The organism is Mycolicibacter sp. MU0102, from assembly GCF_963378105.1.
GTDB lineage: Bacteria > Actinomycetota > Actinomycetes > Mycobacteriales > Mycobacteriaceae > Mycobacterium > Mycobacterium holstebronense.
Map to the genome: position 1 here is coordinate 2982712 of NZ_OY726398.1, position 21762 is coordinate 3004473.

Genomic DNA, 21762 nt, shown 5'->3' on the forward strand with positions numbered 1-21762 from the left:
AGCGGGTCACCGCCATCAACCCTGCGGTGATCGCGAGCGCGGCGGAGCCGGGCGAAGCGGGTCACCGCCATCGACCCTGCGGTGATCGCGAGCGCGGCGGAGCCGGGCGAAGCGGGTCACCGCCATCGACCCGGCCCGCGGAACGCCCGGCCCGGCGCTGGCAGGATGTGATGTGTGAACTCCGCACCGGCTGAGGTATCCGGCATCGGCCTGATCATTGCCGTCAAGCGGCTCAGCGTCGCCAAGACCAGACTGGCACCGGCGTTTCCCGCACCGCTGCGCGAAGCCGTGGTGCTGGCCATGCTGGTGGACACCATCAGCGCGGCGTCGGCCGCCCGCGGCCTGGAACACATCACGGTGGTCACCCCCGATGAGGCCGCCGCTGCGGCCGCCGCCGAACTGGGGGCCGAGGTGTTGGAGGACCCGACACCGGACGGTCACGCCGACCCGCTGAACAACGCGCTCGCCGCAGCCGAAGCCTCGGTGACCGAATCCATACCGAACATCGTTGTGTTGCAAGGTGATTTGCCGGCGTTGCAATCCTACGAACTCGATGAGGCGATCGCCGCGGCACGGACGCACCAGCGCAGCTTCGTCGCTGACCGGCATGGAATGGGGACCGCGGCGCTCTTCGCGTTCGGCACCGCCCTGGATCCCCGATTCGGCCGGGATTCCTCGAACCGGCACCGGCAATCAGGAGCGCTGGAACTGACCGGCGCCTGGCCCGGCCTGCGCTGTGACATCGACACACCGGACGATCTGGCGGTGGCGCGACGGCTCGGCGTCGGCACCGCAACGGCCCGCGCGCTTGCTCATGCCAAGTCCGGTGGCAGTAGCACGCGGGATGAGCAATGATTTCGGAGTGGACGAAATCGAGGGCAGCGAACTCACTGAGACGCGTACCGACACGACTGACTGGCGTCCGCACGACGCCGCTCCGACCGCCCCTCCCGCTGCCACCGAGACTCTTCCGGCCGGCGACGACGACGAACTGCCCGCGGACCGCTACCTCAACCGCGAACTGAGCTGGCTGGACTTCAACGCGCGGGTGCTGGCGCTGGCCGCCGACACCTCCTTGCCGCTGTTGGAGCGAGCCAAGTTTCTGGCGATCTTCGCCTCCAATCTCGACGAGTTCTACATGGTCCGAGTCGCCGGCCTCAAACGCCGCGACGAGATGGGCCTGTCGGTGCGCTCGGCCGACGGCCTGACCCCACGTGAGCAACTGCGCCGCATCGGCGAACGGACCCAGCAGATCGCCACCAGCCATGCGCGGGTGTTCCTCGACTCCGTCCGCCCGGCGCTTGCCGCCGAAGGCATCCACGTCGTCACGTGGGCCGATCTCCTGCCGGCCGAGCGCGACCAACTGTCGGTGTACTTCCACGAGCAGGTGTTCCCGGTGCTGACACCGCTGGCGGTCGACCCAGCGCACCCGTTCCCCTTTGTCAGCGGCCTCAGCTTGAACCTGGCCGTGACGGTCAAGCGTCCCGAGGACGGCGGCAGCCATTTCGCGCGGGTCAAGGTCCCCGACAACGTCGACCGTTTCGTCGAACTCGACGCCGACGCCAGCGGCGGCGACGGACGCGGCGAGGTCCGCTTCCTGCCGATGGAGGAACTGATCGCGGCGTTCTTGCCGGTGCTGTTCCCCGGCATGGAGATCGTCGAGCATCACGCGTTCCGCATCACCCGCAACGCCGATTTCGAGGTCGAAGAGGACCGCGACGAAGACCTGTTGCAGGCCTTGGAGCGGGAGCTGGCGCGGCGCCGCTTCGGGTCGCCGGTGCGCCTCGAGGTCGCCGACGACATGACCGAGCACATGCTGGAGCTGCTGTTGCGGGAGCTCGACGTGGACCCCGGTGACGTCATCGAGTTGCCCGGCCTACTGGACCTATCCTCGCTGTGGCAGGTCTACGGCCAGGACCGGCCCGACCTCAAGGACCGCACCTTCGTCCCGGCCACCCACCCGGCGTTCGCCGAACGGGAAACCCCTAAAAGCATTTTCGCCACCCTGCGTGAAGGCGATGTGCTGGTACATCACCCCTACGACTCATTCGCCACCAGCGTGCAGCGGTTCATCGAACAGGCGGCCGCCGACCCGGGCGTGCTGGCGATCAAGCAGACGCTCTACCGCACCTCCGGTGATTCGCCGATCGTCACCGCGCTGATCGACGCCGCCGAGGCCGGCAAGCAGGTGGTCGCACTCGTCGAGATCAAGGCCCGCTTCGACGAGCAGGCCAACATCAAGTGGGCCCGCAAGCTGGAGCAGGCCGGCGTGCACGTGGTGTACGGATTGATCGGACTGAAAACCCACTGCAAGGTCTGCCTCGTCGTGCGCCGCGAGGGCTCCACGATCCGGCGGTACTGCCATATCGGCACCGGCAACTACAACTCCAAGACCGCGCGCCTCTACGAAGATGTGGGACTGCTCACCGCCGACCCGGATATCGGCGCCGACCTGACCGACCTGTTCAATTCGTTGACCGGCTATTCGCGGAAAGTTGCCTACCGCAACCTGTTGGTGGCCCCGCACGGTGTCCGGACCGGGATCATCGAACGCATCGAACGTGAGGTCTTGGCGCACCGCCGCTCCGGTAACGGGCGGATCCGGCTCAAGCTCAACTCACTGGTGGACGAGCAGGTGATCGACGCGCTCTACCGCGCCTCTCGCGCCGGTGTGCAAGTTGAGTTGTTCGTTCGCGGTATCTGCGCACTGCGGCCCGGGGTCGAGGGTTTCTCCGAAAACATCCTCGTCCGATCGATTCTCGGCCGATTCCTGGAGCACTCACGCATCATCCACTTCCGCGCCATCGACGAATACTGGATCGGCAGCGCCGACATGATGCACCGCAATCTGGACCGCCGGGTCGAGGTGATGGTGCAGGTGAAGAACCCGCGGCTGACCACACAACTGGGCGATGTGTTCGACTCCGCAATGGATCCGGCCACCCGCTGCTGGGAGCTCGGGCCCGAGGGCCAGTGGACGGCGGAACCGCAAGCCGGCGCCACCGTGCGCGATCACCAGGCGTCGTTGATGGACCGACACCGCAATCCCTGACCCCGGCCCACCGCCCAAGAAAGCCCGAATTGACCTGCAGGAGTGCAAGGTGCTCAAAACGACAGTGTCGAATGGCTCCGGGACGGTAGACCAGGTCGTCCACGCCGCCGGCGCGGTGCTGTGGCGGACCCGGCGCAATGCCGTTGAGGTGGCGCTCATCCACCGCCCGCGCTACGACGACTGGTCACTGCCAAAGGGCAAGGTCGATCCCGGTGAGACCGAACCGGTGACAGCCGTGCGGGAGATCCTGGAGGAGACCGGACAGCACGCACAGCTGGGCCGCCGGCTGGGGGCGGTCCGCTATCCGGTAACCCAGGGCGTCAAGAAGGTCCGGTACTGGGCTGCACAGGCGCTGGGCGGAGACTTCGTGCCCAACCACGAGGTCGACGATCTGGTCTGGCTACCGGTCGATGCCGCGATGAAGGAACTGCAGTACGACTACGACCGGAAGATACTGCGGCGGTTCGTCAAGCAGCCCGCGGACACCCAAACGGTATTGATCGTGCGGCACGGTACCGCTGGGCGTCGGTCCCGGTTCTCCGGCGATGATCGCCTGCGGCCGCTGGACAAGAAGGGCCGCGCACAAGCCGAGGCGCTCACCGATCAGCTGCTGGCCTTCGGCGCGAGCGCGGTCTACGCGGCCGACCGGGTGCGCTGCGAGCAGACGGTGGAGCCATTGGCCGCCGAACTCGGGGTGGCCGTGCACAAGGAGCCGACGCTGACCGAGGAGTCCTACGCCGAGCAACCGAAGCAGGCCCGTCGCCGGGTGGTGGAGATCGCGGAATTGGGCGGGACACCGGTTATCTGTACCCAAGGCAAGGTGATTCCAGACCTGATCGCCTGGTGGTGTAACCGCGACGGCGTCAGCCCGGACAAGTCGCGCAATCGCAAGGGCAGCACCTGGGTGCTGTCACTGTCGGGTGGCCGGCTGATCGCCGCCGACCACATCGGTAGCCCGCTGGCTACCCAAGCACTGGTATGAACGACCGAGCGCCGCGGGGATAACCCCGCGGCGCTCGGCTATTCGTTGCTACTTGCGACCCTTGCGGGCCGGAGCCTTGGTGGCTTTCTTGGCCGGAGCCTTCTTCGCCACGGCCTTGGTGGCTGCCTTCTTGGCGACAACCTTCTTGGCCGGAGCCTTAGTCGCTGCCTTCTTCGCAACAACCTTCTTAGCCGGAGCCTTGGTCACGGCCTTCTTGGCCGGAGCCTTAGTCGCTGCCTTCTTCGCAACAACCTTCTTAGCCGGAGCCTTGGTCACGGCCTTCTTGGCCGGAGCCTTAGTCGCTGCCTTCTTCGCAACAACCTTCTTAGCCGGAGCCTTGGCCGCAGTCTTCTTGGCGGCGGCCTTGGTGGCCTTCTTGGCCGGAGCCTTCTTGGCCGGCGCGGCAGTGGCGCCAGCGCCGCGCTTGACGGCGAGGCCCTCGGACGGGACCTTCTGCGCGCCAGAAACAATCGCCTTGAACTGCGCACCGGGGCGGAATGCGGGGACGGACGTCGGCTTCACCTTGACCGTTTCACCGGTGCGGGGATTGCGGGCAACGCGCGCAGCGCGACGACGACGCTCGAAAACGCCGAACCCGGTGATGGTGACGCTCTCACCCTTGTGGACGGCGCGCACAATGGCATTGACGAAATGCTCGACGGCCTCGGTCGCCGACCGGCGGTCGGTGTCCAATTCCTTTGTGAGCACCTCGATGAGCTCTGCTTTGTTCATCCAATCCCTCCGAGACCAGTGGCCCTACTTGAGCCGACTAGAGCACACGGTAAACCCTGATACCACTGATATCCAAGAGCCACGCGCAATTTCAGACGAGATTATGGGCGAATTCGGCAATCCGGTTACCGCCCTTGGACGCTGACGCGAGCGTCGAAACCACCGGAATTAAGCTCCGGCGCAGGCCCTCAAGAAGCCGGCAGAGTGCGCGGTTTCCAGCTCGGGCGAGCAGCCTCGAATGAGTCGATCTCCTCGAGTTTCCGCAGCGTAAGGCCTATATCGTCGAGTCCTTCCGACAACCGCCAGGCGGTGTAGTCGTCAATCGTGAACGCCACCACCACCGTTCCGGCGGTGATATTCCGATCTTGAAGATTGACAGTGATTTCCAGCCCCGGGCTCTGCTCGATGACTTTCCACAGCAGTTCCACATCATCTTGAGCCACCTGGGCCGCCAGCAGACCGGCCTTGCCGGCATTGCCGCGGAAGATGTCGGCGAATCGGGAGGAGATCACCACCTTGAACCCGTAGTCGAGCAGGGCCCACACCGCATGTTCCCGCGACGATCCGGTGCCGAAGTCCGGTCCGGCCACCAGGACCGAACCTTGGTCGAAAGGGCTGAGATTCAGCACGAAGGACGGATCGGTACGCCACGTGGCGAACAGGCCGTCCTCAAATCCCGTCCGGGTGATGCGCTTCAAATAGACCGCGGGAATGATTTGGTCGGTGTCGACATTGGACCGCCGCAGCGGGACTCCGATTCCGGTATGAGTGCGGAAAGCTTCCATGACTAGGCTCCTTTTAATACCGTGGCGGTCAGTTCAAGTCGGCGGGGGCCGACAGCGTCCCACGGACGGCAGTGGCGGCGGCGACGACCGGAGACACCAGGTGAGTGCGTCCGCCCTTGCCCTGCCGGCCCTCGAAATTGCGGTTGGACGTCGAAGCGGACCGCTGCCCGGGCTCCAGCTGATCGGGGTTCATCCCCAGGCACATTGAGCAGCCGGGCTGGCGCCACTCCGCACCTGCGGCGGTGAAAACCTCCGCGAGGCCTTCGGCTTCGGCCTGATTGCGCACCCGCATCGAACCCGGCACCACCAGCATCCGTACCCCGTCGGCGACCTGACGCCCGCGGAGCACATCCGCCACCGCACGCAGGTCCTCGATGCGACCGTTGGTGCACGACCCGACGAACACCGTGTCGACCACGATCTCGCGCATCGGCGTGCCCGGCTGAAGGTCCATGTACGCCAACGCCTTCTCCGCGGCCCGCCGCTCGGCCTCGTCGTGGATCGCCTCCGGGTCGGGCACGTCGGCGCCCAGCGGGACGCCTTGGCCGGGGTTGGTGCCCCAGGTCACGAACGGGGTCAGTGCGTCTGCGTCCAAATAGACCTCGGTGTCGAACACCGCACCGGGGTCGGTTCGCAGGCTGCTCCAATAAGCCACGGCGGCATCCCAGTCCGCACCGGTCGGCGCGTGCGGCCGGCCGCGCAGGTACTCGTAGGTGGTCTCATCGGGGGCAACCATGCCGGCTCGGGCACCGGCCTCAATGCTCATGTTGCAGATCGTCATCCGCGCCTCCATCGACAGCGCCTCAATGGCGCTGCCCCGGTATTCGATGACATAACCCTGGCCGCCGCCGGTGCCGATCTGAGCGATCACCGCCAAGATGATGTCCTTGGCCGTCACGCCGTCGGCGAGTTTCCCGTCGACATTGACCGCCATTGTCTTGAACGGCTTCAGCGGAAGTGTCTGGGTGGCCAGCACGTGTTCGACCTCGGAGGTGCCGATACCCATCGCCAGGGCACCGAACGCGCCGTGGGTGGAGGTGTGACTGTCGCCGCAGACCACTGTCGTGCCGGGCTGGGTCAGCCCCAGCTGCGGCCCGATGATGTGCACGATCCCCTGATCGATGTCGCCCATCGGGTGCAATCGGATACCGAACTCGGCGCAGTTGTGCCGCAGCGTCTCGACCTGAGTACGCGACACGGGGTCGGCGATCGGTTTGTCGATGTCGACCGTGGGCACGTTGTGGTCCTCGGTGGCGATGGTCAGATCCGGGCGCCGCACCGGACGACCGGCCAACCGCAGCCCCTCGAAGGCCTGCGGACTGGTGACTTCATGAACCAGGTGCAGGTCGATGTAGATGAGGTCGGGTTCGGTCCCGCCGCCGGATACCACGACGTGGTCTGCCCAGACCTTCTCGGCCAGGGTGCGAGGCTGCTCGGTCTTGAACATCACTGCCATCCCTCAATCCATGTCGTCTCATATTTTGAGACGCTAGTATCTGTATATGGGACAGCATAGCGGCATCGGCGTTCTGGACAAAGCACTGGCGGTACTCCACTCAATCGCCGAATCGCCGTGCGGGCTGGCTGAACTATGCGAGCGGACCGGCCTGCCCCGTGCCACTGCGCACCGGCTGGCCGCAGGCCTGGAGACCCACCGGCTGCTCGGGCGTGACAACGAGGGCCGCTGGCAGATCGGACCCGCGGTCAGCGAACTGGCCGCCCGCGCCGACGATCCACTTCGGGCGGCCAGCGCGGCGGTGCTGCCGCGGCTGCGAGAGATCACCGGCGAGAGCGTGCAGCTGTATCGCCGCGAAGGCTCCGAACGGGTCTGCGTTGCGGCGCTAGAACCTCCTGCGGGGCTGCGAGACACGGTCCCGGTCGGCGCCCGGCTGCCGATGACCGCCGGTTCGGGCGCCAAAGTCTTGCTGGCCTACGCCGATGCAGGCGTGCAAGAGGAAGTGCTGGCGGCGGCCAAGTTCACCAGCCGCACCCTTTCGGAGATGCGCCGCCGAGGCTGGGCGCAAAGCGTCGCCGAGCGCGAGCCCGGCGTGGCCAGCGTGTCAGCGCCAGTACGCGATCACCGCGGCACGGTGGTGGCGGCGATCTCGGTGTCGGGCCCGATCGACCGGATGGGGCGCCGCCCGGGGTCGCGCTGGGCCGCCGACCTGCTCGCGGCGGCCGGCGACCTGACGGCCCGGCTGTAACCCGGGCGCTGGGGTCCTGGTCCGCCTGTCAGACTGCAGAGATGGGAACCAAACAGCGCGCACAGATCGTCATGACAGATGCCGAGGTAGCTGACTTCGTCAACACTCACCGCACCGGAACACTGGCCACCATCGGGCCCGACGGCCAGCCCCACCTGACCGCGATGTGGTACGCGGTGCTTGACGGCGAGATCTGGCTCGAGACCAAGGCCAAGTCCCAGAAGGCGGTCAATCTGCGCCGCGATCCGCGGGTCACCTTCCTTCTGGAAGCCGGCCAGACGTACGACACGCTGCGCGGGGCCGCCTTCGAGGGCGTGGCAGAGATCATCGACGACCCCGAGACCATCTTCCGGGTGGGCGTCAGCGTCTGGGAGCGCTACACCGGCCCCTACACCGACGAGATGAAGCCCGGCGTCGACGCGATGATGAACAACCGGGTGGCTGTGCGCATCGTCACAGGGCGCACCCGCTCCTGGGACCACCGCAAGCTCGGGTTGCCGGCCATGCCGCTGGCCGGCTCCACCGCCCCGAACATCGATTAGGCCTCGGTCGACACAAAAAGGCCCGCACCTTGATGGTGCGGGCCTTTTGCGATGTACCCCCGATGGGATTCGAACCCACGCTACCGCCGTGAGAGGGCGGCGTCCTAGGCCGCTAGACGACGGGGGCTAGAACATTTCCGGGTTGCCAGCATAGCTCAACCCGTACGGCCCGCCTAATCGCTTGCAGCGGACCGCTTTTGCTGGGGTACCAGGACTCGAACCTAGAATGGCTGAACCAGAATCAGCTGTGTTGCCAATTACACCATACCCCATTGGCCGGCCATTACCGCTGGTCAGAGTGCCGGTGGGGCACTGCTGGCCAGCCGTTCTTGGGCCGACGAGCAGACTACCAAACTTCTAGCGCGAAGTTGTCATCGCGCTTCCCCAACGCCGTCTCGGGCGCTCCGCAGCCGGGTCAAGCTGCGGTTTGAGCCCAACAGTTCCAGCGACTCGAACAGCGGCGGGCTGACCAAACCGCCGGAGACCCCGACCCGGATCGGGCCGAACGCCTTGCGCGGTTTGAGCCCCAGATCGTCCAGCAGCGCGGCCTTCAGCGCAGCCTCGATGTTGGCGGTGGTCCACTCCCCCACGCCCTCCAGCGCCGCGATGGCGGCATCCAACACCGGAGCCGCGTCGGGGCCCAGCTCCTTGGCGGCGGCCCGCGGGTCCAGCTCGTAGTGCGCGTCGTTGAAGAACTTCAGCAGCGGCCATGCGTCGCCGAGCACCACGATGCGGGTCTGCACCAGCGCAGCGGCCACCGCGAAGCCGGCGTCGTCCAGGCCGGTGTCATGTCCGTGGGTGTCGAGGAAACTGCGCAACCGTGCGGTGAAGTCGTCCAGCTCGAGCAGCCGGATGTGCTCGGCGTTGAGCGCATCGGCCTTCTTCTGGTCGAACCGGGCCGGGTTGGAGTTGACGTTGACCACGTCGAACGCAGCGACCATCTCGTCGATACTGAACACGTCGCGGTCGTCGGCGATGGACCAGCCCAGCAGCGCCAGATAGTTCAACAGCCCCTCGGGGATGAAGCCTCGGTCGCGATGCGCGAAAAGGTTCGACTGCGGGTCACGCTTGGACAGCTTCTTGGTGCCCTCACCCAAAACGGTTGGCAGGTGGCCGAATTCCGGGATCCGATCGGCCACGCCGATGCGAATCAGCGCCTGATACAGCGCGATCTGGCGCGGCGTGGACGGCAACAGGTCCTCGCCGCGCAGCACGTGAGTGATCTTCATCATGGCGTCGTCGACCGGGTTGACCAACGTATACAGCGGGTCCCCGTTGGCACGTGTCAGCGCGAAATCGGGAACGGTGCCCGCCGGAAAGGATGTCTGCCCGCGCACCAGATCCGCCCAACCCAGCTCGGTATCGGGCATCCGCAGCCGCACGACGGGCTTGCGGCCCTCGGCCAGAAAACCGGCGCGTTGCTCCGCGGTCAGCTCGCGGTCGAAGTTGTCGTAGCCCAGCTTGGGGTTACGCCCGGCGGCAAGGTGACGGGCCTCGACCTCCTCCGGGGTGGAGAACGCTTCGTAAGCCTCTCCCGCCGCCAGCAGCTGCGCCACCACATCACGGTGGATATCGGCGCGCTGCGACTGCCGGTACGGGCCGTAGGGGCCGCCCACCTCGGGACCCTCATCCCAGTCCAGATGCAGCCAGCGCAGCGCGTCCAGCAGCGCCAAGTAGCTTTCCTCGCTGTCGCGTTCGGCGTCAGTGTCCTCCACCCGGAAGACCATGGTTCCGCCGGTGTGGCGGGCGTAAGCCCAGTTGAACAGAGCGGTGCGGATCAACCCGACGTGCGGCGTGCCGGTCGGTGACGGGCAGAACCGGACACGAACACCAGATGTGGTCACGAGTTTCCTTTGCGGATAACCGGATTGGACAGGGTGCCAATGCCTTCAATGGAGACGGACACGGTGTCACCGTGCTCGATGGGGCCGACACCCTCGGGGGTGCCGGTCAGAAGGATGTCGCCGGGCAGCAGCGTCATCACCGCGGAGATCCACTCCACGATGGCGCCGACGTCGTGCATCATCAGCGAAGTCCTGCTGTCCTGCTTCAGCACCCCATTGACCTCGGTGCGAATCGCCAGGTCAGCGGGGTCGACGTCGGTGACGATCCACGGTCCGATCGGGCAGAAGGTGTCATGGCCTTTAGCCCGGGTCCACTGACCGTCGGACTGTTGCTGGTCACGGGCCGACACGTCGTTGCCGATGGTGTAGCCCAGAATGTTGTCCTTGGCCCGTGCGGCCGGAACGTCCTTGCACGGACGCGAGATGACCACAGCCAGCTCGCCTTCGAAGTGCACCGGGGAAGCATTGGCGGGCAGCTGAATCGGCACGTTGGGCCCGATGATGGCGGTATTGGGCTTGAGGAACATCGTCGGGTTGGCCGGTGGGGCGCCGCCCATCTCGGCGATATGGGCCGCATAGTTCTTCCCGATGCAGACCACTTTGCTGGCCAGGATCGGTGCCAGCAGGCGCACGTCGGCCAGCGGCCAGGACCTGCCGGTGAACTCCGGTGTGCCGAACGGGTGCTCGGCGATCTCGCGGGCGGTCATCTCGTGTGGCCGGCCCGGGTCCCCTTCAATACTGACGAAGGCGACACCGTCCGGGCTGGCAATTCGGCCTAGTCGCATTCGAGCAAGCCTAATGGCGATCACAAGCGCGGCGGAGCCGGGCGCAGTGGGTCGCCATCAACCAGCACAGGTCGATCACAAGCGCGGCGGAGCCGGGCGCAGTGGGTCGCCATCAACCAGCACAGGTCGATCACAAGCGCGGCGGAGCCGGGCGCAGTGGGTCGCCATCAACCAACACAGGTCGATCACAAGCGCGGCGGAGCCGGGCGCAGTGGGTCGACATCAATCGGTTCAGGTCGGGTACCTGGTAGGTGGGCCTGTGGAAGCATGGTCGGATGTCCACCGAGCCGATCGGGAAAGCCGCTCGCTGGTCGGTCGTGGTCGTCGCCCTGATGGCCACGCTGTGTTCCTTCGTCTTCATCAACGGCATCGCCTTCGTCATCCCCATGCTGGAGACCAAGAGGGAAACCAACCTGGCAATGGCCGGCCTGCTGGCCTCCATGCCCAGCTTCGGAATGGTGCTGACCCTGTTCGCCTGGGGAGCGCTGTTGGACCGCATCGGCGAGCGGATCGTGTTGAGCGTGGGTTCCGCGTTGACCGCGCTGGCCACGTTCGCAGCGGCATCGATGGAGTCGCTGATCGGGGTCGGCGCTTTCCTCTTTCTCGGAGGTATGGCCGCCGCCAGTGCCAACAGCGCCAGCGGGCGGTTGGTGACCGGCTGGTTCCCTCCTCACCAGCGCGGGCTGGTGATGGGTATCCGCCAGACCGCCCAACCGTTGGGCATCGCGTTGGGGGCCGAGGTGATTCCCGAGCTGGCTGAGCACGGGCTGGCGCGGGCGCTGATGTTCCCGGCAACACTGTGCGCCGTTGCGGCGGTGGCGTGCGCGATCGGTGTCGTCGATCCACCGCGCAGGCCACGGTCGGCGGCTTCGGGCACCGAACTCGCCAGCCCCTACCGCGGTTCAAAGGTGCTGTGGCGCATTCACTTGTCTTCGGCTCTGTTGATGGTTCCGCAGTGCGTGCTCGCCACGTTCATGCTGGTGTGGCTGATCGTGGACACCGACTGGTCGATCGCCGCCGCAGGCGGTCTGGTGACGGTGTCGCAGTTGCTCGGCGCCGCCGGGCGAGTGGCAGCCGGTCGGTGGTCCGACCGTGTGCGCTCGCGGCTGCGGCCGATTCGCAGCCTCGCCGTCGCCGGGGCGCTGGCGATGCTGGCGTTGGGGACCGCCGACCACCTGCACTCCCGTCTCGCCGAAGCGGCGATGGTCATCGCGGCGGTTATTACCGTGCTGGACAACGGATTAGCCTCGACAGCAGTCGCCGAAATCGCCGGTCCGTACTGGAGCGGTCGCGCGCTGGGCATCCAGAACACCACCCAGCGGCTGACGGCCGGCATCGCTCCCCCGCTCTTCGGTGCGCTGATCGGCGCCGCCGGCTACCCCGTGGCCTTCGCGCTGTGCGGACTGTTCCCCCTGGCCGCCCTGCGTCTGGTACCGGTGAGCGCCGAGCCAGAAGGCCGCTCGGTGCTCGAAGCGCTGCGGACCCTACGAGTGCCGCCCGGGCCGCCGCCCGATACGCCAGCGCAACCCTGAGCCAGCAAGCAAGTACCGTCGAAACGATGACGGATACGGATCATGTCCGGCTTCGGACACCAACTGTGGCGGACGGCCAGGCCTTATGGCAGATGGCGGTCGACAGCGCCACTCTCGACGTCAATTCGCCTTACGCCTACCTGCTTTGGTGCCGCGATTTCGCCTCTACCTCGGTAGTTGCCGAGGTCGACGGAGTGCCGGGCGGCTACGTCACCGGCTATCGGCGTCCCGAGCAGCCGCAGACCCTGATGGTCTGGCAGGTGGCAGTCAACGCGGCCCACCGGGGCGCCGGCCTGGCCGGCCGGATGCTCGATCACCTGGCGACCACGCAGGTCACTCAAGGTGTTACGCATCTTGAGACCTCGATCACACCGGACAACGACGCCAGTCGACGGCTCTTTGGCGCCTTCGCCCGCAGATGGGACGCGCCACTGGAGTGTTCCGTCCTGTTCGGAGCGGATTTGTTCGCCGAATCTCATCTGGCAGAAGAACTGTTTCGCATCGGACCGCTTCGGGTACACCCACGTCGCCAGTGAGGGCGTGGCAAGGTTGAGATCACAAAATGGTCTCGGTAAGGTCACGAACGCGCAAACGTGAGCCCCGACAGACCTAGGCCGGGGGCATACGAGCGGGGTGGTGGGTCGAGCCGAGATCACCCGCGGCACGAGTTTGATGTCGACCTGTCGTTCCGTTCCGTTGTATGTGACCGACGGACGGAGGAACTATGACGATTTTCGAAACCCTGGAATCCGAAGTACGAAGTTATTGCCGGTCGTGGCCGGTGACGTTCGACCGGGCCAGCGGCTCCCGGATGTGGGATGTCAATGGCAAGGAATACCTGGACTTCTTTGCCGGCGCAGGGGCGCTCAACTACGGCCACAACCACCCGGATCTGAGGGCGCCGCTGCTGGAATACCTGAGTTCGGATCGCGTGGTGCACAGCCTCGACATGAACACCGTCGCCAAGGGCGAGTTCTTGGAGCGCTTCAACGATGTGATCCTCAAGCCTCGCGAGCTCGACTACAAGGTGCAGTTTCCCGGGCCCACCGGGACCAACGCGGTGGAATCGGCTCTGAAGCTGGTGCGCAAGGTCACCGGCCGCGAGAGCATCATCAGCTTTACCAACGCTTTTCACGGCATGACGCTGGGTTCGCTGAGTGTCACCGGCAACTCGATGAAGCGCGGCGGCGCCGGCATACCGCTGGTGCACGCCACGCCCATGCCCTACGACAACTACCTCGATGGCGTGGTGCCCGACTTCATCTGGTTCGAGCGACTGCTTGATGACAGCGGCAGCGGCCTGAACGAGCCGGCGGGGGTGATCGTCGAGACCGTTCAGGGTGAAGGCGGAATCAATGTGGCCCGCCTGGAATGGCTGCGCGGCCTGTCCGACCTCTGCAAGCGCCACAATCTGCTGCTGATCGTCGATGACGTCCAGATGGGCTGCGGGCGTACCGGGCCGTTCTTCAGCTTCGAGGCGGCCGGCATCGAGCCCGACATCGTCTGCCTGTCCAAGTCGATCAGCGGGTACGGACTCCCGATGGCATTGACGCTGCTCAAGCCGGAGCTCGACGTGTGGGAGCCGGGTGAGCACAACGGCACATTCCGCGGCCAGAACCCCTCGTTCGTGACTGCCGCTGCGGCCCTGAACTTCTGGACCGACAACCGACTGGAGAAGTCGGTACTGCGCAAGGGCGAACTGATCGAACAGGCGCTGACCGAAGTGGTGGACCCGATTCCGGGCGTCACCACCCGGGGCCGCGGCCTGATCCGCGGAGTGGCCTTCGAACGCCCGGAGCTGGCCGGGGCGGTGTGCCGAGAGGCCTTCGAGCGTGGCCTGCTGCTGGAGACCTCTGGCCCCGAAAGCGAGGTCGTAAAACTGATGCCGCCGTTGGTCATTGACGATGACGATCTGGCCGAAGGTCTGATGATCGCCGCCCAGTCGATCGAAGCCGTCGCCGCCCGCGAACTCACCGCAACCACCTCAGGAGTCAGCCGATGATCGTCCGTACCCTCGCCGAGATCAAGGGCACCGACCGCGACGTGCAGTCCAAGACGTGGAACAGCCAGCGACTGTTGCTGGCCCGCGATGGTCAGCGGTTCTCGATGCACGAGACGTGCCTGTACGCCGGTACGGAGACCCCGATGTGGTACGCCAACCACGTTGAGGCGGTCTACTGCGTCGGCGGCGAAGGCGAGCTGATCAACGACGAGACCGGCGAGGTGCACCCGTTGCATGACGGCACGCTGTACCTGCTCGACGGTCACGAGCACCACCGGGTTATCGCCCACACCGACCTGCGCATGGTGTGCGTATTCGACCCGCCGGTCACCGGGCAGGAGGTGCACGACGACACCGGCGCGTACCCCCTGCTCACGGAACAACCACAGGAGACGGCATCGTGACCCCTTCCCTGGCCGAAGCCCTCACCGACCGCTACCCCACGCGCAACAACGTCACGATCGGTATCGAACCCCGGCACGACCCGGTGGTCTGGACTGCAGAGGTCAACGGCGGTCCGTTGAGCTCGGACCGTGTCGCGCAATTCGACGCCGACGGATTTCTGGCCGTCGACACCCTGCTGGACACCGACGTGGTGGCGGACCTGCGTAACGAACTGGATCGCCTGCGGGCCGACGCCGCGCTGGCCGCCGACGAGCGTTCGATCTGCGAGCGCGACAGCGGCCAGATCCGGTCCATCTTCGAAGTACACCGGATCAGCCCGGCGTTCGCCGCGCTGGTCGCCGACCCGCGCCTGGTGGGACCGGCCCGTCAGCTGCTCGGCTCCGACGTCTATGTGCACCAGAGCCGGGTCAACTTCAAACCGGGATTCAATGGGCGAGAGTTCTACTGGCATTCCGATTTTGAGACCTGGCACGCCGAAGACGGCATGCCCACCCCGCGCGCGGTCAGCGTCTCGGTGGCCCTCACCGAGAACCTGGACAGCAACGGATCGCTGATGATCATGCCCGGCTCGCACCGTTGGTTCGTGTCGTGCCCGGGCCAGACCCCGCCGGACCACTACCGCTCGTCGCTCAAGCAGCAGGAGATCGGCACGCCCGACGATGCGAGCCTGACCTGGTTGGCCGATCAGCACGGGATTCGTCAGATCACCGGCCCGGCCGGGTCCGCGGTGTTCTTCGACAGCAACTGCATGCACGGCTCGAGCAGCAACATCACGCCGTATGCGCGCTCGAACGTCTTCATTGTCTACAACAGCGTGGACAACGCCCTGGTGGAGCCGTTCGGCGCCGCCGTTCCGCGACCGACATTCATCGCCAGCCGCGTCTTCGACCCGGTCTAGACCCGGCCGGAAGGGAAAGGGACTGCCGTGGCACGTTTCCTGTCCATCACGCTGACCGGACGTGGGGTGTCTTGCCGGGCTCGACTGCTCGACGATCAGGCGCCCCTGACCTGCGCCGTGGTCTGGGAAGCGTTACCCGTCGCGGGCCAGGCCTTTCACGGCAAGTACGCCCGCAACGAGGTCTACACGCTGTTGCCGCCCTTGGGCACTCCGGGCCGGGAGAACACCACGGTCACGCCGATCCCCGGCGATGTCTGCTTCTTCGACTTCGACGCCGGTGATATCGGCAACCCCGCCTACGGCTATGACGAAAGCGGGCAAGCGAATTCGCCGTTGGGCGCCACCGACCTGGCGATCTTCTACGGCCGAAACAACCTGCTGGTCAACGGCGATGTCGGGTGGGTGCCCGGCAATGTCTTCGCCACGATCGAGGAGGGCCTGACCGAGATGGCCGCTGCTTGCAACGACTTGTGGATGGCCGGCGCGGTCGGCGAACAATTGGCCTTCAAAAGGGCCTAGCACGGGCCTGACCGACCGGTCAGGCCAAGACCCGCTCGGCGAACAGACCGGCCGCCAACACCAGATCGTCGCTGTGCCGGGGCCCGATGATCTGCATGCCGATCGGGAGGCCCTCCGACGTGGCGCCGATCGGGATGCTCAGCGCCGGCTGTTGAGTCATGTTGAACGGGTAGGTGAAAGGCGTCCACTGCGCCCACCACCGCATGTCGGATTCGACCGGTACGTCGTGGCCGGCGGTAAAGGCCGCAATCGGAAGGGTCGGAGTGATCAGCAGGTTGTGCCGTTCGTGGAAGCGCCCCATGGCCACTCCCAGATCCACACTGACTTGGCGGGCGGCCAGATAGTCCACGCCCGACACCGCGGTCCCCCGATCCCACATGTCAGCCAGCCCGGGGTCGACGAGCCCGCGGTCGCTTTCCCGGCCGCGCAGGCTGCCCGCTGCCCCGGTTGCCCACAGCACCTCGAACGCGTCGATGGGATCGGCGAAGCCTGGATCGGCCGCCAAGACGTTCAATCCCGCGTCGGCCAGCGCCTGCACCGCCTCGGCCACCGCGTACTCGATCTGCGGGTCAACGTCGACATAACCCAGAGTCGGCGAATACGCGACATCGAGACCGACCACGTCGCGCCGGACTTCGCCGCGGTAGGTCGTCAAAGTCGCCGGCAACGATGTGGGGTCGCGAAAGTCCGGCAGCGCGATGATGTCCATCAGTACCGCGGCGTCTTCGACGGTCCGGGTTATCGGGCCGGCGTGCGCCAGCGGCCCGAACGGACTGATCGGATACATCGGCACTCGCCCATGAGTGGGTTTGAAGCCGACCACGCCGCAGAAGCTCGCGGGAATCCGGATGCTTCCGCCACCGTCGGTGCCGATAGCCAAGGGCGCCATTCCGGCGGCGACCGCGGCGGCGCTGCCGCCCGAGGAGCCACCCGCGGTGCGGGTGGTGTCGGCGGGGTTGCGGGTGATGCCGGTGCGCGGACTGTCGGTGACGCCTTTCCACGCCAGTTCCGGGGTGGTCGTCTTACCGAGCAGCACCATGCCGTCGTTGCGGATCTTGTCCACCGCCGGGCTGTCGTCGGGCCACGGCCCCACCGCATCGGCAAGCAGCGATCCCCGCAAAGTCGGCCAACCGGCAGTGTGAAAGACGTCCTTGATCGCGATCGGCACCCCGTCGAGCAGGCCCTTGGTGTAGTTGCCGCCCCAGCGGACCTCGGACTTGCGAGCTTGCGACAGCGCAGTCTCTTCGTCGACCAGACAGAAGGCGTTGACCTCGCCGTCGCGTTCACTGATCGCCGCGAGCGCAGCCGCGGTGGCTTCCACCGGGGAAAGCTCGCCGGAGGTATAGGCGGCGACCAGTTGCAGGGCGGTCAGTTCGGTCGGCTCGGTCATCTGCGCCCCCTCAGCCGGTTCCACTGGATGCGTACCGGGTCATCTGCTTGTCGACGACGTTGTGTAGTGGCTGCCCAGCGACATACCGCTTGAAGTTGGCGATGAACTGCTGCTGCAACATATTCCGCCAACCCCGGATGTCACCGCTGTTATGTGGGGTCAGGCTGACGTTCGGTGCGCTCCACAGCGGATGATCGGCCGGGAGCGGCTCTGGGTCGACGACATCGAGAGCCGCGCCGGCAATGACGCCGGCCTGCAGCGCCGCCACCAGAGCGCCGGTGTCCACCAGCTCGCCGCGCCCCACGTTGATCAGTCGCGCCGTCGGCCGCATTGCGTCAAGAAAGCCGACATCGACCATCCCCCGGGTCTGCGATGTCAATGGCGCGGCCAGCACCACATAGTCGGCGTCGGCGACTGCGGCGCGCACGTCGGTGATGATCGAGCCGAAGTCGGGGTCCTCGCGGGCGCGGCGGCCGACGCCGCGTACCGACATGCCCACGGCCCGCAGCAACCGGGCGATGGCCCGCCCGACAGGCCCGGGCCCGACGATCGTGACCGAAGCACCGGCGATCGGCTCGCTGTCGAAGTGCTCCCACCGGTGGAGACGCTGAGCGTCCCCGGAGCGCCGGAAGTCCTTGGCGAAGGCCAGGATCTGTCCCAGCACATACTCGGCAATGGGTGCCTCGAAGATCCCGCGCGAATTGGTGACCACGACATCGCTGTCGATCAGCCCGTCGAACAGCACGGCGTCCACGCCGATCGCTGCGACCTGGACCCAGCGCAACGCCTCGGCGGACGACCACACCGATTCCAGTGCAGGAGAGGAGAAGTCATACAAAAAGAGCACGTCGGCGCCGACAATCCCGTCAGCCAGCCGCGACGACGGAACCATGCGCAGCTCCGCGTCTGCGCTGATCGAATCGAGTTGGGCGGGAACCGACTCACCGTGCTGGACGGTCACCACCGGCCGCGCGTCCACATTGACACCGTAAAAACAGATCGTATGATTGTCAACAATCCAGGGCTGGCCTGGGGGTGGAACGTCGGTATGGGGAAACCCATGGATCTGTCCCAGTTTCCGGAATTGCCGGACTTCGACGGGCCGGTCGATCAGCGCGGTGTCGGCATCATCGCGCCGTTCGATCTGGCTATCGAACGCGAACTGTGGCGTTGGATCCCTGCCGAGGTGACGCTGCACCTGGCCCGCACTCACTACGAACCGGTCCCGGTCAGCCGGGCCATGGCCGAGCTGGTGTCTGACACCCACCACCTGCAGGCGGCGACCCGAGACGTGCTGCACGTCGAACCGGAGGTGGTTGCCTATCTGTGCTCGTCGGGCAGCTTCATCCACGGTGTCGAATATGAGAAGACGCTGGTCTCTGCGATCGAAGCCGCCGGCGCCAAGACGGCGGTCACCACGTCGGGAGCACTGGCCGAAGCGATTATCGCGCTGGATATCTCGCGGATCAGCGTGCTGACCCCCTACGACGAGGAACTAACCGACCTGCTGCGCGTGTTCTTGAATCAACTCGGGGTGTCCGTGCTGCACTCGGATCACCTGGGACTGGGCGGGGGGATCTGGAAAGTCAACTACCGCACCGTGGCCGAACGGATCCTGGCCGCGGATCGCCCGGATTCGCAGGCCATCTTCGTCAGCTGCACCAACCTGCGTACCTACGACATCGTCGCGCCGCTGGAGCAGATGCTGGGCAAACCGATCCTCACGGCCAACCAACTCACGATGTGGGCGTGCCTGGGCCGGATGGAGCTGCCGATGATGGGCCCAGGCCGGTGGCTCCGTGACGTCTTCACCGGAGCCCCGCAATGACCGCCGCGCAACCCACCGTCGGGTTCATCTATCCCGACCACGCCGCCGAGTCCGACTACCCGCGCGCCGCTTCTCTGCTGGACATGCAGCTGCCCGTGGTGCACATCTACGGCACCGACCTACATGCCGTAGCAGAGCTGATGGATCTCGGCAGCCCAGACAAACTCGCCCGCGGGGCCGCGTTGCTGGCGCCGCAGCGGCCCGCCGCGGTGGTCTGGGCGTGCACATCGGGCAGCTTCGTGTTCGGGCCCACGGGCGCGGCCGAGCAGGTCGAACAGCTGGCGGCGGAAGCGGGTGTGCCCGCCTCGAGCACGTCGTTCGCGTTCGTGCATGCGCTGGCCGCGCTCGGCTGCCGCCACGTCGCGGTCGCGGCCAGCTATCCGCGCGAAATCGCCGAGCTGTTTGTGAACTTCGTTGCAGCCCACGGCGTCACGGTCGAATCCATGGGCGATGCCGGCATCCCCACCGCCGCACAGGTGGCTCGGCTGACGCCGAGTCAGGTCCGGGAGTTGGCGCTGCGCCATGATTCCGCCCGCGCAGACGCACTGTTGATTCCCGACACCGCCATGCACACAGTCGATCAGGTCGACGAACTCGAGCAACTGCTCGACAAGCCGGTACTGACAGCCAATGCGGTGACGGTGTGGGAAGGTTTGCGCATCGCCGGGATAACCCGGCGGACCACCGGGCTGGGCGCATTGTTCGAGGATGGGCGATGACAATCTCACATGATCCCGGGTTCGAACCGCTGAGCCGGGCCTCGACGGCCGAGCTGATCGCCGAACGCCTGCGGGAGGCGATCACCCGTGGGCGGCTGTTGCCGGGTCAGCAACTCGGCGAAGCGAGTCTGGCCGCGCAGTTTGCGGTGTCGCGTGGGCCGGTACGTGAGGCGATGCAGCGGCTGGTGGCCGAAGGATTGCTGCGCAGCGAACGCAACCGGGGCATCTTCGTCGTCGAACTCACCGATGACGACGTCCGCGACGTGTATCAGGCCCGCAAGGCCATCGAACGCGCCGCGGTGATCGAAGTGCTCCGCGGTGACCCCCGCGGCGCGGCGGCGCGGTTGCGTGGCCCCGTCGAGGCCCTGCGGGTGGCCGCCGCCCACGGCGACGGCACCGCGGCGGCCGACGCCGACCAAGCGTTCCATGAGGTGCTGGTCGAGTGTGCCGGCAGTCCACGACTGCACCGGGCGATGCGGACCCTGCTTTCGGAAACTCGCATCCTGCTCGGCGAACTCGAAGAGGCCTACCCCGACCTGCGCGAGCAGGTCACCGAACATGTCGTGCTGCGCAAGGCGATCGGTGCCGGAGACGAAGACCTGGCGATCCGACTGATCGATGAGCACATGGACGATGCGGTACGTCGCCTGCTGGCGCGGCGGGCGCAGCTGCTCTTGGCCCCGTCGTAGCCCCTAGCCGATCTGCGCGCCTATCTCGTTGGCCGCCTCGACCAGCACAGCTGCCACCCCTCGGTACTGCGAGCTGCTCAGACGGTGCACGGGCGCTGCGGCATTGAGCGCCAGCAGCACACCCGGTGCACGCGTGGGAATCGGCACCGCGACCGAGGCGACGCCGTCCTCACTGCCCTCCCGATTCACCGCGTAGCCCTGTTGTCGTATCCGGCCGAGCTCACGTTGCAGCTCCGTCCTGGTGGCAACCGAATGTGCCGTCACCCGCTGCAGCTCCTCGTCGGGATACAGGCGGGCGATGTCGGCATCAGATAGGCGCGCCAGTAGCGCCTTGCCGGTCGAGGTGCAGTGTGCCGGCATGGTGCGTCCCAACCGTGAGGCGACCCGCACCGCGGTCTGTCCCTCGGCGGCGGCGATGAAACGTACATTGGCGCCCTCAAGTACGCCCAGATGCACTGACTCGTTGAGCCGTTCGCTCAGGCGCAGCAGTACCGGTTTTGCCGCTCCTTCGATATCGGTGCGGTTGAACACCGAGAACGCCACGCTCATCAGCGCCGGCCCGGGGTGATAGGCCTTGGACGCCGGGTCCTGGCGTACGAAGCCCCGATACTGCAGCATCGCCAACAGACGGTGAGCGGTCGAGGATGCGACGCCCAAGTGATTCGCCGCGTCGGTCAATCGGATCTGCGGCTGCTCCCCCAGCAACAGCAGAAGCTTCAGCGCCCTATCCACCGATCCGATCGGATACTGCGGCACGCCCCGATCCGGGGCCGCGTCTCCGGGTGGCCAAATGGGCTCGTCATTCTGCATAGCAGAGACACTACTCAGCGTTGTTGACCTGCAAACCCCGATGC

General features: G+C 66.3%; 22 protein-coding genes and 2 tRNA genes. 14 read left to right on the forward strand and 10 right to left on the reverse strand.

Features of this window, described 5'->3' with window-relative positions:
* Positions 1-174 precede the first annotated feature (174 nt).
* From cofC to mutT1, 3 genes are read left to right on the forward strand one after another with little or no spacing between them, the layout of a single operon-like run.
* On the forward strand, positions 175-855 hold the full coding sequence (gene cofC / locus RCP37_RS13995; RefSeq protein ID WP_308483677.1) for a 2-phospho-L-lactate guanylyltransferase: 681 nt from the start codon (positions 175-177) through the stop codon (positions 853-855).
* Entirely contained in the window at positions 845-3052 is a 2208-nt protein-coding gene (locus RCP37_RS14000) for an RNA degradosome polyphosphate kinase (RefSeq protein WP_308483678.1), read from the forward strand. The genes cofC and RCP37_RS14000 overlap by 11 nt, the downstream gene beginning before the upstream one ends.
* Positions 3053-3101: 49 nt before the next feature.
* A complete protein-coding gene (gene mutT1, locus RCP37_RS14005) occupies positions 3102-4034 on the forward strand; it encodes an 8-oxo-(d)GTP phosphatase MutT1 (RefSeq protein WP_308483679.1) in 933 nt (310 codons plus the stop codon).
* Positions 4035-4082: 48 nt separating this feature from the next.
* On the opposite strand, the gene RCP37_RS14010 is transcribed toward mutT1, so the two are convergent.
* The 3 genes from RCP37_RS14010 to leuC all read right to left on the reverse strand — a co-directional run bounded on the left by RCP37_RS14010 (position 4083) and on the right by leuC (position 6998).
* Positions 4083-4766: an HU family DNA-binding protein gene (locus tag RCP37_RS14010; protein ID WP_308483680.1), complete on the reverse strand. Its 684-nt coding sequence runs from the start codon at positions 4764-4766 to the stop codon at positions 4083-4085.
* A gap of 188 nt (positions 4767-4954) precedes the next feature.
* Positions 4955-5551, reverse strand: a complete 597-nt coding sequence (leuD, locus tag RCP37_RS14015; RefSeq protein WP_308483681.1) for a 3-isopropylmalate dehydratase small subunit — start codon at positions 5549-5551, stop codon at positions 4955-4957.
* Positions 5552-5579: 28 nt separating this feature from the next.
* On the reverse strand, positions 5580-6998 hold the full coding sequence (leuC, locus tag RCP37_RS14020; RefSeq protein ID WP_373693187.1) for a 3-isopropylmalate dehydratase large subunit: 1419 nt from the start codon (positions 6996-6998) through the stop codon (positions 5580-5582).
* Between the two features lie 55 nt (positions 6999-7053).
* On the opposite strand from leuC, the gene RCP37_RS14025 reads away from it, so the two are divergent.
* Positions 7054-7755: an IclR family transcriptional regulator gene (locus tag RCP37_RS14025; RefSeq protein ID WP_308483683.1), complete on the forward strand. Its 702-nt coding sequence runs from the start codon at positions 7054-7056 to the stop codon at positions 7753-7755.
* 41 nt (positions 7756-7796) lie between these two features.
* Positions 7797-8297, forward strand: coding sequence for a pyridoxamine 5'-phosphate oxidase family protein (locus RCP37_RS14030; protein WP_308483684.1), 501 nt, complete (start codon positions 7797-7799; stop codon positions 8295-8297).
* A gap of 54 nt (positions 8298-8351) precedes the next feature.
* On the opposite strand, the gene RCP37_RS14035 is transcribed toward RCP37_RS14030, so the two are convergent.
* The 4 genes from RCP37_RS14035 to RCP37_RS14050 form a co-directional block, all read right to left on the reverse strand.
* Positions 8352-8424, reverse strand: a tRNA-Glu gene (locus RCP37_RS14035).
* A gap of 73 nt (positions 8425-8497) precedes the next feature.
* Positions 8498-8569 (reverse strand) — tRNA-Gln (locus RCP37_RS14040).
* Between the two features lie 99 nt (positions 8570-8668).
* On the reverse strand, positions 8669-10141 hold the full coding sequence (gene gltX, locus RCP37_RS14045) for a glutamate--tRNA ligase (protein WP_308483685.1): 1473 nt from the start codon (positions 10139-10141) through the stop codon (positions 8669-8671).
* Positions 10138-10926, reverse strand: a complete 789-nt coding sequence (locus RCP37_RS14050) for a fumarylacetoacetate hydrolase family protein (protein WP_308483686.1) — start codon at positions 10924-10926, stop codon at positions 10138-10140. The genes gltX and RCP37_RS14050 overlap by 4 nt, the downstream gene beginning before the upstream one ends.
* Before the next feature lie 275 nt (positions 10927-11201).
* On the opposite strand from RCP37_RS14050, the gene RCP37_RS14055 reads away from it, so the two are divergent.
* From RCP37_RS14055 to RCP37_RS14080, 6 genes are all read left to right on the forward strand, one after another.
* The gene (locus RCP37_RS14055; protein ID WP_308483687.1) at positions 11202-12458 is read left to right on the forward strand and encodes an MFS transporter; all 1257 of its coding nucleotides are present in this window, start codon (positions 11202-11204) and stop codon (positions 12456-12458) included.
* 26 nt (positions 12459-12484) lie between these two features.
* Entirely contained in the window at positions 12485-12994 is a 510-nt protein-coding gene (gene ectA / locus RCP37_RS14060) for a diaminobutyrate acetyltransferase (RefSeq protein ID WP_308483688.1), read from the forward strand.
* A gap of 188 nt (positions 12995-13182) precedes the next feature.
* Positions 13183-14460 (forward strand): diaminobutyrate--2-oxoglutarate transaminase, encoded by a 1278-nt coding sequence (gene ectB, locus RCP37_RS14065; RefSeq protein WP_308483689.1) that lies wholly within the window; start codon positions 13183-13185, stop codon positions 14458-14460.
* Positions 14457-14864, forward strand: coding sequence for an ectoine synthase (locus RCP37_RS14070; RefSeq protein ID WP_308483690.1), 408 nt, complete (start codon positions 14457-14459; stop codon positions 14862-14864). The genes ectB and RCP37_RS14070 overlap by 4 nt, the downstream gene beginning before the upstream one ends.
* Positions 14865-14872: 8 nt before the next feature.
* Positions 14873-15763 carry an ectoine hydroxylase gene (gene thpD / locus RCP37_RS14075; protein ID WP_373693188.1) on the forward strand — a complete coding sequence of 297 codons (891 nt, stop codon included), beginning with the start codon at positions 14873-14875 and terminating at the stop codon, positions 15761-15763.
* A gap of 27 nt (positions 15764-15790) precedes the next feature.
* Complete coding sequence (locus RCP37_RS14080) at positions 15791-16282, forward strand: DUF3830 family protein (RefSeq protein WP_224971897.1); 492 nt, start codon at positions 15791-15793, stop codon at positions 16280-16282.
* 19 nt (positions 16283-16301) lie between these two features.
* On the opposite strand, the gene RCP37_RS14085 is transcribed toward RCP37_RS14080, so the two are convergent.
* The gene (locus RCP37_RS14085) at positions 16302-17672 is read right to left on the reverse strand and encodes an amidase (RefSeq protein ID WP_224971898.1); all 1371 of its coding nucleotides are present in this window, start codon (positions 17670-17672) and stop codon (positions 16302-16304) included.
* 10 nt (positions 17673-17682) lie between these two features.
* Positions 17683-18651, reverse strand: a complete 969-nt coding sequence (locus RCP37_RS14090) for a D-2-hydroxyacid dehydrogenase (protein WP_308483692.1) — start codon at positions 18649-18651, stop codon at positions 17683-17685.
* Between the two features lie 81 nt (positions 18652-18732).
* On the opposite strand from RCP37_RS14090, the gene RCP37_RS14095 reads away from it, so the two are divergent.
* From RCP37_RS14095 to RCP37_RS14105, 3 genes are read left to right on the forward strand one after another with little or no spacing between them, the layout of a single operon-like run.
* On the forward strand, positions 18733-19500 hold the full coding sequence (locus tag RCP37_RS14095; protein ID WP_308483693.1) for a maleate cis-trans isomerase family protein: 768 nt from the start codon (positions 18733-18735) through the stop codon (positions 19498-19500).
* Entirely contained in the window at positions 19497-20219 is a 723-nt protein-coding gene (locus tag RCP37_RS14100; protein ID WP_308483694.1) for a maleate cis-trans isomerase family protein, read from the forward strand. The genes RCP37_RS14095 and RCP37_RS14100 overlap by 4 nt, the downstream gene beginning before the upstream one ends.
* A complete protein-coding gene (locus tag RCP37_RS14105) occupies positions 20216-20908 on the forward strand; it encodes a GntR family transcriptional regulator (RefSeq protein ID WP_064889133.1) in 693 nt (230 codons plus the stop codon). The genes RCP37_RS14100 and RCP37_RS14105 overlap by 4 nt, the downstream gene beginning before the upstream one ends.
* 3 nt (positions 20909-20911) lie before the next feature.
* Here RCP37_RS14105 and RCP37_RS14110 read toward each other — a convergent pair whose 3' ends face one another.
* Complete coding sequence (locus RCP37_RS14110; protein ID WP_308483695.1) at positions 20912-21718, reverse strand: IclR family transcriptional regulator; 807 nt, start codon at positions 21716-21718, stop codon at positions 20912-20914.
* Between the last annotated feature and the right edge of the window lie 44 nt (positions 21719-21762).

Coding starts and splice junctions, on each gene's coding strand:
- RCP37_RS14000 (WP_308483678.1), top strand. CDS start 845: ATGAGCAATGATTTCGGAGTGGACGAAATCGAGGGCAGCGAACTCACT.
- RCP37_RS14010 (WP_308483680.1), bottom strand. CDS start 4,766: ATGAACAAAGCAGAGCTCATCGAGGTGCTCACAAAGGAATTGGACACC.
- leuD (WP_308483681.1), bottom strand. CDS start 5,551: ATGGAAGCTTTCCGCACTCATACCGGAATCGGAGTCCCGCTGCGGCGG.
- leuC (WP_373693187.1), bottom strand. CDS start 6,998: ATGTTCAAGACCGAGCAGCCTCGCACCCTGGCCGAGAAGGTCTGGGCA.
- RCP37_RS14025 (WP_308483683.1), top strand. CDS start 7,054: ATGGGACAGCATAGCGGCATCGGCGTTCTGGACAAAGCACTGGCGGTA.
- RCP37_RS14030 (WP_308483684.1), top strand. CDS start 7,797: ATGGGAACCAAACAGCGCGCACAGATCGTCATGACAGATGCCGAGGTA.
- RCP37_RS14050 (WP_308483686.1), bottom strand. CDS start 10,926: ATGCGACTAGGCCGAATTGCCAGCCCGGACGGTGTCGCCTTCGTCAGT.
- RCP37_RS14055 (WP_308483687.1), top strand. CDS start 11,202: ATGTCCACCGAGCCGATCGGGAAAGCCGCTCGCTGGTCGGTCGTGGTC.
- ectA (WP_308483688.1), top strand. CDS start 12,485: ATGACGGATACGGATCATGTCCGGCTTCGGACACCAACTGTGGCGGAC.
- ectB (WP_308483689.1), top strand. CDS start 13,183: ATGACGATTTTCGAAACCCTGGAATCCGAAGTACGAAGTTATTGCCGG.
- RCP37_RS14070 (WP_308483690.1), top strand. CDS start 14,457: ATGATCGTCCGTACCCTCGCCGAGATCAAGGGCACCGACCGCGACGTG.
- RCP37_RS14085 (WP_224971898.1), bottom strand. CDS start 17,672: ATGACCGAGCCGACCGAACTGACCGCCCTGCAACTGGTCGCCGCCTAT.
- RCP37_RS14095 (WP_308483693.1), top strand. CDS start 18,733: ATGGATCTGTCCCAGTTTCCGGAATTGCCGGACTTCGACGGGCCGGTC.
- RCP37_RS14100 (WP_308483694.1), top strand. CDS start 19,497: ATGACCGCCGCGCAACCCACCGTCGGGTTCATCTATCCCGACCACGCC.
- RCP37_RS14105 (WP_064889133.1), top strand. CDS start 20,216: ATGACAATCTCACATGATCCCGGGTTCGAACCGCTGAGCCGGGCCTCG.
- RCP37_RS14110 (WP_308483695.1), bottom strand. CDS start 21,718: ATGCAGAATGACGAGCCCATTTGGCCACCCGGAGACGCGGCCCCGGAT.